The following is a 13347-nucleotide window of genomic DNA, read 5'->3' on the forward strand; positions in this document are numbered from 1 at the left end:
TACTTTTGAATTCTCAAAAGCTATCCTTTCTTTCTATAATTTTACTGCTAAACGTGCTTTTGATACCAAGTTATATGGAATTTGGACTGTTTTCTTGCGAGTTTTATCCATATATTCCATAGTCAACTCATCCTCTTCAAAGGACAACAAGGTTCCTTCAAAAACCTTTTGCTTATCGATGGCTTGATAGAGCCCGACATGGATGTATTTCCCAACCGCTCCAGCGACTGCTTCCTTGGTTTTCAAAGGACGCTCCAATCCTGGACTTGTAATTTCTAGGAAATATTGTTCTGGGAAGGGATCCGGCTTGATAGTATCTAGGACAGGACTGATAATTTCAGTCAAGTCTGCCGTATCATTCAAGGTGATTCCTTCAGGCTTGTCTACAAAAATACTAAGAATCATGTCACTGCCAATCTTTCCGTACTCGATATCTACGAGTTCAAAAGGAGCTTCAATAACAGGTTCTACGACTTCTCTGACTAATTCAACGATAGTTGCGATTGCGTCCACCTCCTCATAAGCAAGAGGCGAAGATATCTCCCCGCCTCTCTTTCTTATATTCTTGTTATTAGTATAACACAAATCAATCCAATCTGCAAGGATTTGACCTTTTCACAACCAATAGAAGGCTTTCCTTCTAAGGTTTCTGCACGATTTTATAAATGATGTTTCCTTTTACTGAGACATATCGAATAATCCCAAGTCATATTTCCATGCTAAAATACGTCGTACAGACTCATCAATACGCTCTTCTGTCAAGTCCCCAGAAGAAATTTTCTTTAATAGATAAGGAATCTGAGTTTGGTAGGAAGAACCTAGGATTAGATCATTTCCAGCTAATATTACCTGGAGAGCAGCTTCATCCTGACTGACAAAATCGGCTAACCCTGCCATATCTAGATCATCCGTCATTATGACCCCTTTAAAATTCAGCTCCTTGCGAAGAATTTCGTTGATTTTTGGCGAGATAGATGACGGCACTGTATCAATTTTAGTCAGGATGTTGTGAGAAACTAAAATACTATCCGCACCTGCATCTATGCCAGCTTGAAAGGGTAGAAAATCTGCTTGTCTTAAATCATCCAAAGAGCGGTTGTCTCGGATAATGTCGGTATGACTGTCTCCATTATCACCATATCCTGGGAAATGCTTCAAGGTTGAACCGACCTTATTCTTTTGAAGTTCTTCTACAACTTGCTTAACATAACTTGCAGTTATTTGGGCATCTTGTCCGATGGTCCGATCGTAAATAAAGGCTGATGAATCACCTGCAAGATCCGCAACTGGAAAGAGTCCAGCATTGATACCAACAGATTTCAGCACCTCTGCCTTTTTCCTAGTATCAGAAAGAACAGCCTCCATCCCTCCTTGATGATAAAGGGTCATAGGAGATTGGAAAGGAGTATCCAAAATCGAACTGATACGAGTTACTGTTCCCCCTTCTTCATCTGAACCAATCAATAAAGGAGTCTTGGAAGCAGCTTGGTAGCGACTTGTCAAAACTTTCATATCCTCTAAGGTTTGTCCTTCAAAATCTCGTCCAAATAAGATATAACCAGACAAATGATAGGATTTGAGATCTTCTATTTGATGATCGGCAGGAACTCTGGCCCAGAATAATTGCCCGACTTTCTCCTCCAAGGTCATTGTGGCTAATCTATCTTCAACAACCTTTTGCTTATCTGTTTCACTGGTTTGAGTAGTTTTCTCAGTTTTTTCTACTTGCACATCTGCCTGTCGATGATGTTGATGATCCAAAAAAATCAAACCACCTATCACAAGGAGAAAGAAAAAATAGACTACAACAGGTTTTATGCTTCTTCTCATAACCCCTTCATTATACCACTTATCAGGGCACAAGTACACACTTATCAAAATCCCAAATCTATTAAAAAACTCAAGGATTTAGTCCTGTTCAAGACAGAACTAAATCCTTGAGTTACATGTTTACATTCCATTTGAGTGAACAACAGTTTTTCACTAACAAGTCTTCACATTAAAACTGAGCTTCAACTCTATAAATGACTTGACCCTTGCTTGAAAACTTTTGCTCATACTCAGTCATGACATTTCCTTCAAAGTCGCTGGCATGTAAATCTAACCAAACACCCTTGAGTTTCATGCCATATTGTGAAAAGCTCACTAAGCTATATTCAAACAAACCACGATTATCTGTCTTGAAATGAATTTCACCATGTTCAGGTAAGATTCGTTTGAAAGTATCCAAGAAGCTCTTATAAGTCAAACGACGCTTCTCATGGCGTTTTTTAGGCCATGGATCCGAGAAATTCAAATACAAGCGGTCGATTTCACCATCTTCAAAATAATTTGTCAATTCTGAACCATCAACCCATAAAAGTTTGATGTTGGGAACTCCAACTTCTAAGACCTTGTCTAATGCATAGCTTAATACAGACTTCTGAATATCAATCCCGATATAGTTGATGCCAGGATTTTGTTTGGCCATTCCTGTTACGAAAGCACCTTTGCCGCTACCAACCTCTACATGGATTGGATTGTCATTGCCAAACAAATCTCGCCACTTTCCTTTAGCTTCTGCAGGGTTTAAGACAACATACTGCGGATTAGCCTCTAACAGTTCTGTTGCCCCTTTACGATTTCTAACTCTCATTTTTTCTTTCCATACTTTTCTCGGAAGCTACGCAAAGCATAGATTTCCCGATTTACATTATCCAAATCTTGATTTTCATAGTATTTGGTAATGAGGCTCAAAAATGACAGTTGAGCATACCAATATAACTTATTCAAGACAGTTTGATTATACTTATAGCCATAATTAGCTAGCCATTCTTGCCACTGATACTCTGGAATATAGTGACAGAGCAGATAGGCCACATCAAACATACGATCAGTCAAGCGAACGGAATCCCAATCTACTAAATAAATCAAGCCACTCTCTGTCTCAAACCAGTTGCTATGACGAACATCCCCATGGACTATGGTTGCATAGTCTTCCCTAAAGCCAGGAAGATTCTCACGCAAATCACCTAAAACCATACGTAGATACTGGTTGTTTTTTAAAGCATCCGGAGCCTTGTTTACCCATGACTGAAGTAAATCCGAAGGTGTTTCCATTGCATATCCCAATCGTGTCAACTGGGTCATTAAGGGACGTGAACAGTGTAAACGTGTCAAAATATCGATAATTTGTTTACGGTTCATATCACTTGGCGTCAAAATTTTTCCTGTCAACCATTCCTGAGCGGACATATCACGGCCGTCTGGTAAACGACGGCTCCAGAGCAATTGTGGTGCAATTTGCTCTCTAGCTAAACCAGGCAGGATTGGAGAAGTATTCATTTTTATAAAAACACGTTTTCCATCAGGATAACTTCCCATATAAGCTTTTCCGCTCTTCCCAGATATCGGGGTTAGCGTTAGCTCAATATCACCCAAGTCCATTTCTTTCCTCCGAATAAAGTTTCCTTATTATTCTACTAATTTTTATGCTATTCGTCAACCAATCTTCTCAGTTGATATGGCAAATAAAGAAATTGCAAGACAAGACTTGCTCCCACAAGTGCTAGAACAAGAATTTTGTCCTTAAAAATAAGCAATCCTATGAGACTTTCCAAGATTAAGACAAATATTCCAATCGCTCTCAAAATTTCCTTCAAACCTTTCTCTTTTTGCCCCTTACCTACTGGGAATAATTGCGTCAAATATTGATAGCCAAAGGCATGATAGAGGGATAGAAGCTGGAATAACAAAAGATAATTGAATAAAATTACAATTGCGACTGCAATCCAAGATTGCTCAATGAAGATAAGAGCAGTCAAAGATAGGATTATGAGTCGCAGACTAAGGGCGAATAAATCTCCATTTCTCAGATAGGAGCGGAGATAAAGGTTCTGCCAGATTTTCCCTGGTACTTTCTGAACTCCCTTGAGGATAAAGTCCAGATAAGCTCGGCGCTTAACACTATTTGAAATCCCCTTGACCTGTGTAAAGAGGGCAAAGAATCGAAGCAAGAACTGCTTACGTTTACTTTCTTGTGCAATGACATAATCCCAGTCAAGTCCATTTCCAAGGAAAAAGTTGCTAGACTTTTGGCGAAAAATTACGTATTTTGCTATCCCCAAGACAAGGAGATAGACTCCAAAAATCGGCAAACCAAGACCCATGGCTAAGAATAAAGGCGCAAAAAGGAGCAAAAAGAGAGTCTGTACACTGACCCAAAAGATGAAAGAAATCAGACTTTGCTTCTGGATGTGTTCTCTCACTTCTTCTTCAGCAACTAAAAGAAATAGTTTGTCAGGCGCTTCAAGATAGGTCGCAATACCACCCCAAAGCAAAAGTAAAATAGATATCATCCCAATCAAAATTAGGATTGGGAAATGATTCTCAGGAAAGTGTTGGAGCAACTGGTTGTACTGGTAGGACAAAAACCCTAACAACACCAACAAAAATAAGACAAAATGATCATTGAGCACATAACGGAGATAGCCCAAGCATTCCTTGCGAAATTCCTGCTTTCGTTTTAAAAACAAGTCCTTCATAGCCCCTCCTCTTTGGTCAGAGCCAAATAGATATCATTGAGGCTTGCTTCTGGCATATCAAAGGCTTCTCGGAGTTGTTGGAGATTTCCTTTTGCTCTTACTTGACCTTTGTGAAGAATGACAAAAGAGTCACACATCTTTTCAGCAGAATCAAGAACGTGGGTACTCATAAGGATAGACTTTCCTTTTTTCTTTTCCGCTTCTAGAAGTTGAATCAAATCTGAAATCGCCAAAGGATCAAGACCAAGGAAAGGTTCGTCTACGATAAAGAGACTAGGATCCACGACAAAGGCACAGATTATCATAACCTTTTGCTTCATCCCTTTGGAAAAATGCACTGGAAACCAATCCAATTTTTGATCCAAACGGAACATTTTTAAAAGCGGCTCTACACGTTCAAAAGCTAGATTTTGCTCGATGCCATAGGCCATAGCAACTGTCTCAATATGTTCTCTGAGAGTCAATTCTTCATACAAGCTAGGAGTTTCAGGGATATAACCAATTTTCTTGCGATAGCTCGAAGCATCCTCTCCTAGAGTCAATCCGTCAATCTTAATCTCCCCACTATATGGCGTCAAAAGACCAATAATCTCATTGATAGTCGTAGATTTCCCCGCACCATTCAAACCTATCAAACCGACCAACTGTCCACTCTCAACTGCAAAGGACACATCTTTCAAGACAGGGACATGAACATAGCCTCCTGTCAGGTTTTTAATTTCTAACATATTTTCTCCGAATCTGGTATAATGTAGCTATATTATATCAAAATTCAATACACTAGAGGTGGTTTTTATGTCAGATTGTATTTTTTGTAAGATTATCGCAGGAGAAATCCCTGCAGCCAAGGTTTATGAGGATGAGCAAGTCCTTGCCTTTCTTGATATTTCTCAAGTAACACCTGGTCATACCTTGGTCGTACCCAAAGAACACCATCGTAATCTTTTAGAAATGGATGCTGCGAGCGCTAGCCAACTCTTTGCTAAGGTTCCAGTCATTTCTCAAAAGGTTATGAAAGCTACCCAAGCTGAAGGCATGAATATCATCGCCAACTGCGAAGAGGTAGCTGGACAAACCGTTTTCCATACCCATGTCCACCTCGTTCCTCGTTATGGTGCCGAGGATGACCTAAAAATTGACTTTGTTGCCCATGAACCTGACTTTGACAAACTTGCCCAAGTCGCTGAAACGATCAAAAACGCTTAAGGAGTTCCTATGAAACTATCAAATTTACTACTTTTTGCTGGATCAGCAGTCGGATCTTACCTCCTCGTTAAAAATCGTGAAGTTATCACTGAAGAAGTTTTAGATACAACTGATCGCGTTGAAGCAATCAAAGGTGATTTAGATGTTATCCAAAATAGCTTACAAATTATCAATCAACAAAAAGAAGTCATCAAGGAGTATCAAGAAGACCTCACTTACAAATTTAAAGTCTTAGAGAAAGACCTCCAAGCAAGACTTGCTGTCATAAAAGAACTACAAGAAACTGAAGAAAACTAAAAAGAAAGCATCCAACTTTCCTTATATCCCCTTAAATCCATCTTGGGTTACTAGATTCGAACAGAAAAGGGAGGGAATGAAAATGAAACAATTTTTAAAAGTTCTGATGCGAGTGGTTCTGATTATTTCTGGTGGCCTCTGTCTTCTTGTCGCCCTAGCATTTCTACTTGTGGCCAATCTTTTCAAGGCCTCATCAAGTGACATTCGAGAAGGAAATAAAACCTTAAAACAAATCTTTATTTCCCTTGACCTACCTCCAGAAAAAGTAGAATCAAATGGACACTATCAATACGAGGGGGGAGGATTAGATTTTTATGTGACTTTCTCAGACGAGGTCATCAATAGCCACCCTGTCCTTAAAGAAAGCCCTAATCTCACTAAAAACCGACTCAAAGTCTATGTCTTAAACACAGGAGATATTTCCTACTATTCAGTAGAAGACAACTTATTCAATCATGGTTTATCCCAATTTTTAGAGGAGGAAGGCGAGAAGTATTTCCGAGAAAACGGAAAGAAATCACATTCTTCTTACACAATTCTAACTTTGAATGATTCGGAAAGCATGAAAAAGGGGATCGCATTTTATGAAAAAGCTTTGACCTTGGTGGATATCCAGGACAATTCGGCGATTAAGCGCATTGATACCGTCACCGTTAAACCTGGTAAGGAAGCAGAACTCAAGCAACTCATCCAGGACATGGATAAAGCCGGCTTGCTCATTCAAAAATATCAATAGCAGATCAGTCAGAGAATCTTTTCTCCGATACTAACTACAAACAAAAAAAGAGCCTTATGGCTCTTTTTTGTTTTATTCACCCTCAAAGGCATCTTTTATGTGGTCAAAGAAGCCTTTTTTCTTTGGATTGACTTTCAAGTCACCTGCAGCTGCGAATTCTTTCAAGGCTGCTTTTTGGCGATCGTTCAAGCCTGTAGGCGTAACGACATTAACAGTGACGTATTGGTCACCAACAGCACCACCACGAAGGCTCGGTGCTCCCTTACCACGTAGACGGAATCGTTTACCGGTTTGAGTTCCCTCTGGAATCACCAATTCAACATCACCGTGAACGGTTGGGATATCGACAGTATCACCAAGAGTTGCTTGGACGATATTGAGGTTTAACTTGTAGAAAATAGTTGTTCCTTCACGTTCAAATTTGTTGCTCGGCTCAACATTAACAACGACATACAAGTCACCATAAGGGCCTCCGTTAAAGCCTGCCTCCCCTTGACCAGCTAGACGAATTTGTTGACCAGTTTCGACACCTGCTGGAATTTTCACATGGACACTGTGGGCTTGTTTTTCATGACCTGTTCCATGACATGTTGTACATGGATCTTTGATTTCTTTTCCGCGACCATGACAGACATCACAGGTTACTTGGCGACGCATCATACCAAGCGGTGTTTGAGTATCGACGTTGATAACACCAGAACCGTGACAGCGTCCACAAGTAACCGGACTAGTGCCCGGCTTAGCACCTGAACCATTACAAGTACGACAGCTTGATTCACGATTGTATTTGACTTCTTTTTCAGTACCAAAGATGGCTTCTTCAAAAGTCAAATTGACGCGATACTGGAGGTCATCACCTTGACGAGGAGCGTTTGGATTGCGAGAAGAACCGCCTCCGCCGAAAAAACTTGAGAAGATATCTTCAAATCCACCAAAACCGCCTGCACCATCGAAGCCACCGAAACCGCCTGCACCACCAAAGCCGCCGTTGGCTCCAGCCGCACCATATTGGTCATAAGCAGCACGTTTCTGTTCATCACTTAAGGTCTCATAAGCTTCTTGAACTTCCTTGTACTTTTCTTCGGCACCAGGTTCTTTATTGATATCTGGGTGATATTTTTTAGATAATTTCCGATAGGCTTTCTTGATCTCATCTTGAGATGCATTCTTTGAAACGCCCAAACGGTCATAAAATTCAGTATTGTTCATTTTAGATACCAAGACCGTAAAATTCGACTGAAAAATAGGAAATCTGACGCAGGAGCGATGCTCCTAGACAGATTTATCTTTTTTCCGAGAATTTAGGTCGGGTTCAGTTCCTTTCTTTCATATTGAGTAAGAAACTTAAGAGCTCGAGTTCAATTCCCCGAACGCTCTTTGTTCCTTTCTATAATTTTCATGTAAAACTTTAGAGGCTGTTTTCTATACTCTTCTTCACTTGATCAAACTCTTCATCTGATAGAGTAAATATCAAATCCTCTTCTGCATACTCGTTTTGTTCTTTAAAATAGTTGTCCGTATCAGCTGCCAAGCCTAACCTTAGAATCACTTTTCTTGCAAACTCTTGATGGGCAAAACCGATAGCCGTAATGATTTGTTTATCTTGCACAACCAGTTTAGGTTGGAAATTTTCACGTGGCAGAAATTCAAAATAGTCAAAGAAATTTTGCCAAATTCCACCTGTAAATTTCGTGTCCTTCAACAGACCTGCTTTCGCCAATAAAAGTGGAGCTGAAGAAATGGCTACAATTAGGATATCTTGCTCACCAAGGTCCCTCAAAAACGAAATCAATTTCTCATCCTGTAGAGCAGGCCCTATATTTACCATTCCTGGCAAAATCACACAAGAATACTCTTCTATACTGATTTTATCCAATGTTTTCGTCGGTTGACAGAGCAAACCATCCTCAGAGACCACCATCGAATGCTCAGAAGCTACATAATCAATCGTGATGTCAAAAGACAGAGCTAAAGTACTCGTTAAAGCAGTTATCTCATAAAGAGAAAAATTAGGATAAATCAAGCAAAGTACTTTTTTCATACGCAACATCCTCTATTTTACCGAAAAACAGAGGCTGGGTTGCAACCTCTGGATTTCTTCTTATCATTACGACATTCTAAAACAAAGTCGATTATACTTTGTTTTTGAACTAGTAAGGCTGAATTGAGTTTCGGCTAAAAACTTCGGAAAAAAGATAAGCCATCTTTTGTGCATCGCACAAGGCGATGGCTTCCTATTTTTCTTTCGTTTTCTTAACGCCTCAACATCTTACTTTTCAGTAAACTCTCCGTCTACGACGTCATCGCCTGCGTTTCCTGTTGCTTGTGCGCCTTCTGCTCCTGCTTGAGCTTGTTGCGCTGCTGCGGCTTGTTCGTAGAGTTTAACAGCAAGTCCTTGAGCTTTTTCGTTCAATGCTTCAAGTTTTGCTTTCATTTCGTCCAAGTTGTTGTCTTCTTGAGCTTTCTTAAGATCATCAAGGGCAGCTTGTGCAGCATCACGTTCTGCATCGAATCCTTTGCCTTCAGTTTCTTTGATTGTCTTTTCAGTCGCAAAGATAGCTTGGTCTACTTCGTTACGAAGGTCAACTTCTTCTTTACGTTTCTTATCTGCTTCAGCGTTTGCTTCTGCATCTTTCATCATGCGATCGATTTCTTCGTCTGTCAAACCTGAGTTTGATTGGATAACAATTGTTTGTTCTTTTTGAGTTCCAAGATCTTTGGCTTTAACAGATACGATACCGTTCTTGTCGATGTCGAATGTTACTTCGATTTGAGGGATACCACGAGGTGCAGCTGGGATATCAGTCAATTGGAAGCGTCCAAGAGTCTTGTTGTCTGCTGCCATTGGGCGTTCCCCTTGAAGAACGTGGATATCAACGGCTGGTTGGTTGTCTGCTGCAGTTGAGAAGACTTGTGATTTAGATGTTGGAATAGTAGTGTTGCGGTCGATGAGTTTTGTGAAGACACCACCCATTGTTTCGATACCAAGTGACAATGGTGTTACGTCAAGAAGGACAACGTCTTTGACATCACCAGTGATGACACCACCTTGGATTGCAGCACCCATAGCAACTACTTCATCAGGGTTAACTGATTTGTTTGGTTCTTTACCAGTTTCAGCTTTAACAGCTTCAACAACGGCAGGGATACGAGTTGAACCACCAACAAGGATGACTTCGTCGATTTCTGACAAGCTCAAACCTGCATCTGAAAGGGCTTGGCGAACTGGAGTTTTAGTACGTTCTACAAGATCACGAGTCAAATCGTCGAATTTAGCACGAGTCAAGGTCATTTCCAAGTGAAGAGGTCCAGCCTCACCAGCAGTGATAAATGGCAAGCTGATTTGAGTTGAAGTCACTCCAGAAAGATCTTTCTTAGCTTTTTCTGCTGCATCTTTCAAACGTTGAAGAGCCATCTTGTCGTTTGACAAGTCGATACCATTTTCTTTCTTGAATTCTGCTACCAAGTGGTCGATAATTTTTTGGTCAAAGTCGTCACCACCGAGTTTGTTATCCCCTGCAGTTGCCAATACGTCAAAGACACCATCACCCAATTCAAGGATAGATACGTCGAATGTACCACCACCAAGGTCGAATACCAAGATTTTTTCTTCTTTGTCAGTCTTATCCAAACCGTAAGCAAGAGCTGCTGCAGTTGGTTCGTTGACGATACGTTCTACTTCAAGGCCAGCGATTTTACCAGCGTCTTTAGTTGCTTGACGTTGTGCATCGTTGAAGTAAGCAGGAACTGTAATAACAGCTTTGGTTACTTTTTCACCAAGGTATTCTTCAGCGTAACCTTTCAAGTATTGAAGGATCATAGCTGAAATTTCTTGTGGAGTGTATTCTTTCCCGTTAGCAGAAACTTTTTCAGAAGTTCCCATCTTAGATTTGATAGAGATAACTGTATCTGGGTTTGTGACTGCTTGGCGTTTTGCAGCGTCACCAACGATGATTTCACCGTTTTTGAAAGAAACTACAGATGGAGTTGTACGATTTCCTTCTGGGTTTGCGATGATTTTTGATTCAGTTCCTTCAAGAACTGCAACTGCTGAGTTTGTTGTACCTAAGTCAATACCGATAATTTTAGACATGTGTTTTTCTCCTTAAATTTTATATTCTATTTTCTATTTTTCTTTTTGATACTTCCCTTAAGTGGTGGGGACGTGAGCAACTCCCTTCGGGATTTCATCACTTATTTTTGAGCCTATTGTCTCAAAAATCCCCTGTTTCACCACGGCGGGAAATATCTTCCTTGCAAGCCTCCGGCTTGCTTCTTATCTTTCTTTCATAGTTTTCTGTCGTTTCGGACAAGGTTTTTAAGTTCTCTAGCCTAGTTATATACGACCACCATAGCCGGTCTTAGGATGCGGTCATGGAGTTTGTAGCCTTTTTGGAAGACTTGTGCAATGGTGTCTGCTGGATGCTCATCATCAGCTGGAACTGTTTGAATAGCCATATGGTAGTTATGGTCAAATTCACCGTCCGCTGGAATTTCTTCAATTCCTTCTTCTTTCAGAGCGTGAATCAAGCTTTCTTGGACCATTTCTAGTCCTTTTTTGACATCATCTGTCAAACCTTCAACAGCAAGAGCTCGTTCAAGGTTATCAAGCGATGGCAAGATTGCTTTTGCTAAATCTTGGCTACGATAACGTTGCAAGAGTTGGCGCTCTTCATTGGCACGACGCTGAATGTTTTGCATTTCTGCGTGGGCACGAAGATATTTGTTTTCAAACTCCTCGGCACGTTCATTAGCCAAGTCCAATTCCGACTTCTCAGGAGTTGTTTCTTCTACTGGTTCAACAACTTCCTCTTCTTTTACTTCTTCATTTTTTATATCTTGGGCCATTTTCGCCTCCTTTAATGATTTCAATCTTAATTCACTTCATAGTGATTACTGCTAAGATAGCGGTAAAAATCAGTCAACTTCATGGTTAGAACTCGATTGACAACATTGAGTTGATTGACCAATTGTTGATAATCCAGATTTACCGGACCTATAATCGCCAGAATTCCAAACCCACGATAGGGAATCAGAAACTTACTGCTAATTACTGCTAAGTCAGCAAGACAAGATTCTTGGCTATCCGCAACTCGGACACTTTGCATCTGGTCGCCAATCAGATTCTCTCGAATTTCCAAAGCTACCTTTTGTGGCTGATCAAAAAATTGATAGGCCCCTAAATTAGCGAAATTCAAAAGATTGACTTTGCCAGAAACCACGATATTTTCATTGAACATTTTTTTGAAGATATGCTCAACAAGATCCATAACGTTATCCGTTGTTGTGAAGTAACGTTGGATAATTTGCGGAATCTCTGTCCGAATCTTGTAGTGAATATCCAAAACAGTCTGATCCAGGAAACGTTCTTGAATCATGGTCTTGAGGCGATTTAAATCCTCCTGCAAGAAATTTCTCGGAATCAAAAACTGACTGGTAACTGTTCTAGACTCATCAAGCGTAAAAACTGCCAGAGCTGTATGTTGCCCGAGGACAACAATATCAAAAGCTGTTAGCTTCTGCCTACTTGGTTCCACATCCAGTGCTACAACCGTACAACCACTCAAGTCTGACAAGATTTTCGTTGCCTCTTGAAGAATATCCTCAAGTTTGAAGAATTCTTGATCAAAGGCTTTTACAATCTCATAAACTTGATTTTCAGCTAAACGGTCAAAGGATAGGGAGTGTTTGACATAGTATTGAAAACCAGCCACACTCGGCATCCGACCACTGGAAGTATGAGCCTTTTCAAGCAAACCTTGCTTTTCTAGAGCTGCCATATCATTTCGAATGGTAGCACTACTAGAGTTGATAGACTCTTGCAAGGCTTTGGATCCAACAGGTTCGTGCGTTTTGGTAAAGATGTCAATAATCAGATTTAAAATATTCTGCTGACGCTCCGTAACCATCTCGTCACTCCTCTCTGATAGATCTTTTTTTAGCACTCGACGTATCCAAGTGCTAACTTATGATTCTATTATACACCCTTAGAAAAGAATGTCAAGACAAAAACTCAAAAAATTAGCACTCTTTTGTCAAGAGTGCTAAAAATCGGTCTGAGGACCTAGAAAATCATCTTACATTCTCAAGATATTTCTTTTTAAGTCTATAAAAACTATAGATTAGGTAAGAAATCATGAGGGCATAAAGGGCAAAAATAAGGAAGAAAGATTGAGAGAGACTTTCGCGAAACAAGCTCATACAAATAACTAGACCGCCAGAGATAGAAACTATAGATGTACGAAGTCTAGATTTCACATCAGCCCATCGAAGACGATCGTCCATGAAAGATTGATCATTTGAATCTACATCACAAGTTGCTTTTCTAAAAACAGTATAAAAACAATTTTCCACAAATTCCCATCCTCTATTCTTAATACTTTGTAAATCTACCTCATTTTTTCTAAGGTAGCTAGTATTCCACACACGGTAAACTATATCATCTGGTCGGCATTGTTCAAAATAGAAAAAGCCAAAACGATTCGATTTAAATTTCCAACCTTTCAAATGCATCTCATGCAAATAATCTTCTACCTTATCCAAATCAAAAATGGTAAACATTCGAAATTGTACTTTGCTATTCAT

General features: G+C 40.0%; 15 protein-coding genes. 3 read left to right on the forward strand and 12 right to left on the reverse strand.

What is annotated here, in order from left to right:
* Positions 1-33 precede the first annotated feature (33 nt).
* The 6 genes from rimP to O3643_RS03775 form a co-directional block, all read right to left on the reverse strand.
* Entirely contained in the window at positions 34-513 is a 480-nt protein-coding gene (gene rimP / locus O3643_RS03750; protein WP_004251813.1) for a ribosome maturation factor RimP, read from the reverse strand.
* Positions 514-678: 165 nt separating this feature from the next.
* Entirely contained in the window at positions 679-1830 is a 1152-nt protein-coding gene (locus O3643_RS03755) for a glycoside hydrolase family 3 protein (RefSeq protein ID WP_371499946.1), read from the reverse strand.
* 169 nt (positions 1831-1999) lie between these two features.
* Positions 2000-2635 carry a tRNA (guanosine(46)-N7)-methyltransferase TrmB gene (trmB, locus tag O3643_RS03760; protein ID WP_006151508.1) on the reverse strand — a complete coding sequence of 212 codons (636 nt, stop codon included), beginning with the start codon at positions 2633-2635 and terminating at the stop codon, positions 2000-2002.
* Complete coding sequence (gene ccrZ / locus O3643_RS03765; RefSeq protein ID WP_006152316.1) at positions 2632-3426, reverse strand: cell cycle regulator CcrZ; 795 nt, start codon at positions 3424-3426, stop codon at positions 2632-2634. Before ccrZ ends, trmB begins: the two co-directional genes overlap by 4 nt.
* Before the next feature lie 47 nt (positions 3427-3473).
* Complete coding sequence (locus tag O3643_RS03770) at positions 3474-4523, reverse strand: ABC transporter permease (RefSeq protein WP_371499949.1); 1050 nt, start codon at positions 4521-4523, stop codon at positions 3474-3476.
* Positions 4520-5251, reverse strand: a complete 732-nt coding sequence (locus tag O3643_RS03775; protein ID WP_371499951.1) for an ABC transporter ATP-binding protein — start codon at positions 5249-5251, stop codon at positions 4520-4522. Before O3643_RS03775 ends, O3643_RS03770 begins: the two co-directional genes overlap by 4 nt.
* A gap of 67 nt (positions 5252-5318) precedes the next feature.
* Between O3643_RS03775 and O3643_RS03780 the strand changes: the two genes are divergently transcribed.
* From O3643_RS03780 to O3643_RS03790, 3 genes are all read left to right on the forward strand, one after another.
* Entirely contained in the window at positions 5319-5729 is a 411-nt protein-coding gene (locus O3643_RS03780) for an HIT family protein (protein ID WP_006152183.1), read from the forward strand.
* 9 nt (positions 5730-5738) lie between these two features.
* Positions 5739-6026 carry a hypothetical protein gene (locus tag O3643_RS03785; RefSeq protein ID WP_371499953.1) on the forward strand — a complete coding sequence of 96 codons (288 nt, stop codon included), beginning with the start codon at positions 5739-5741 and terminating at the stop codon, positions 6024-6026.
* Positions 6027-6108: 82 nt separating this feature from the next.
* Entirely contained in the window at positions 6109-6762 is a 654-nt protein-coding gene (locus tag O3643_RS03790) for a hypothetical protein (RefSeq protein WP_371499955.1), read from the forward strand.
* A gap of 72 nt (positions 6763-6834) precedes the next feature.
* On the opposite strand, the gene dnaJ is transcribed toward O3643_RS03790, so the two are convergent.
* The 6 genes from dnaJ to O3643_RS03820 form a co-directional block, all read right to left on the reverse strand.
* Positions 6835-7971 (reverse strand): molecular chaperone DnaJ, encoded by a 1137-nt coding sequence (gene dnaJ, locus O3643_RS03795; protein WP_371499957.1) that lies wholly within the window; start codon positions 7969-7971, stop codon positions 6835-6837.
* Positions 7972-8170: 199 nt separating this feature from the next.
* Entirely contained in the window at positions 8171-8803 is a 633-nt protein-coding gene (locus O3643_RS03800) for a DJ-1/PfpI family protein (RefSeq protein WP_371499959.1), read from the reverse strand.
* A gap of 228 nt (positions 8804-9031) precedes the next feature.
* Complete coding sequence (gene dnaK / locus O3643_RS03805; RefSeq protein ID WP_254724536.1) at positions 9032-10855, reverse strand: molecular chaperone DnaK; 1824 nt, start codon at positions 10853-10855, stop codon at positions 9032-9034.
* Between the two features lie 239 nt (positions 10856-11094).
* On the reverse strand, positions 11095-11610 hold the full coding sequence (gene grpE, locus O3643_RS03810) for a nucleotide exchange factor GrpE (RefSeq protein ID WP_247912803.1): 516 nt from the start codon (positions 11608-11610) through the stop codon (positions 11095-11097).
* A 26-nt stretch (positions 11611-11636) separates the two neighbouring features.
* Positions 11637-12671 (reverse strand): heat-inducible transcriptional repressor HrcA, encoded by a 1035-nt coding sequence (hrcA, locus tag O3643_RS03815; protein ID WP_371499961.1) that lies wholly within the window; start codon positions 12669-12671, stop codon positions 11637-11639.
* Positions 12672-12834: 163 nt separating this feature from the next.
* Entirely contained in the window at positions 12835-13347 is a 513-nt protein-coding gene (locus O3643_RS03820) for a DUF2812 domain-containing protein (RefSeq protein WP_371499963.1), read from the reverse strand.

The organism is Streptococcus sp. 20925_1_44 (assembly GCF_041432435.1).
Lineage (GTDB): Bacteria > Bacillota > Bacilli > Lactobacillales > Streptococcaceae > Streptococcus > Streptococcus infantis.

Coding starts and splice junctions, on each gene's coding strand:
- grpE (WP_247912803.1), bottom strand. CDS start 11,610: ATGGCCCAAGATATAAAAAATGAAGAAGTAAAAGAAGAGGAAGTTGTT.
- O3643_RS03785 (WP_371499953.1), top strand. CDS start 5,739: ATGAAACTATCAAATTTACTACTTTTTGCTGGATCAGCAGTCGGATCT.
- ccrZ (WP_006152316.1), bottom strand. CDS start 3,426: ATGGACTTGGGTGATATTGAGCTAACGCTAACCCCGATATCTGGGAAG.
- dnaK (WP_254724536.1), bottom strand. CDS start 10,855: ATGTCTAAAATTATCGGTATTGACTTAGGTACAACAAACTCAGCAGTT.
- O3643_RS03775 (WP_371499951.1), bottom strand. CDS start 5,251: ATGTTAGAAATTAAAAACCTGACAGGAGGCTATGTTCATGTCCCTGTC.
- O3643_RS03820 (WP_371499963.1), bottom strand. CDS start 13,347: ATGAATAGCAAAGTACAATTTCGAATGTTTACCATTTTTGATTTGGAT.
- dnaJ (WP_371499957.1), bottom strand. CDS start 7,971: ATGAACAATACTGAATTTTATGACCGTTTGGGCGTTTCAAAGAATGCA.
- O3643_RS03780 (WP_006152183.1), top strand. CDS start 5,319: ATGTCAGATTGTATTTTTTGTAAGATTATCGCAGGAGAAATCCCTGCA.
- hrcA (WP_371499961.1), bottom strand. CDS start 12,671: ATGGTTACGGAGCGTCAGCAGAATATTTTAAATCTGATTATTGACATC.
- O3643_RS03755 (WP_371499946.1), bottom strand. CDS start 1,830: ATGAGAAGAAGCATAAAACCTGTTGTAGTCTATTTTTTCTTTCTCCTT.
- O3643_RS03800 (WP_371499959.1), bottom strand. CDS start 8,803: ATGAAAAAAGTACTTTGCTTGATTTATCCTAATTTTTCTCTTTATGAG.
- trmB (WP_006151508.1), bottom strand. CDS start 2,635: ATGAGAGTTAGAAATCGTAAAGGGGCAACAGAACTGTTAGAGGCTAAT.
- O3643_RS03790 (WP_371499955.1), top strand. CDS start 6,109: ATGAAACAATTTTTAAAAGTTCTGATGCGAGTGGTTCTGATTATTTCT.
- O3643_RS03770 (WP_371499949.1), bottom strand. CDS start 4,523: ATGAAGGACTTGTTTTTAAAACGAAAGCAGGAATTTCGCAAGGAATGC.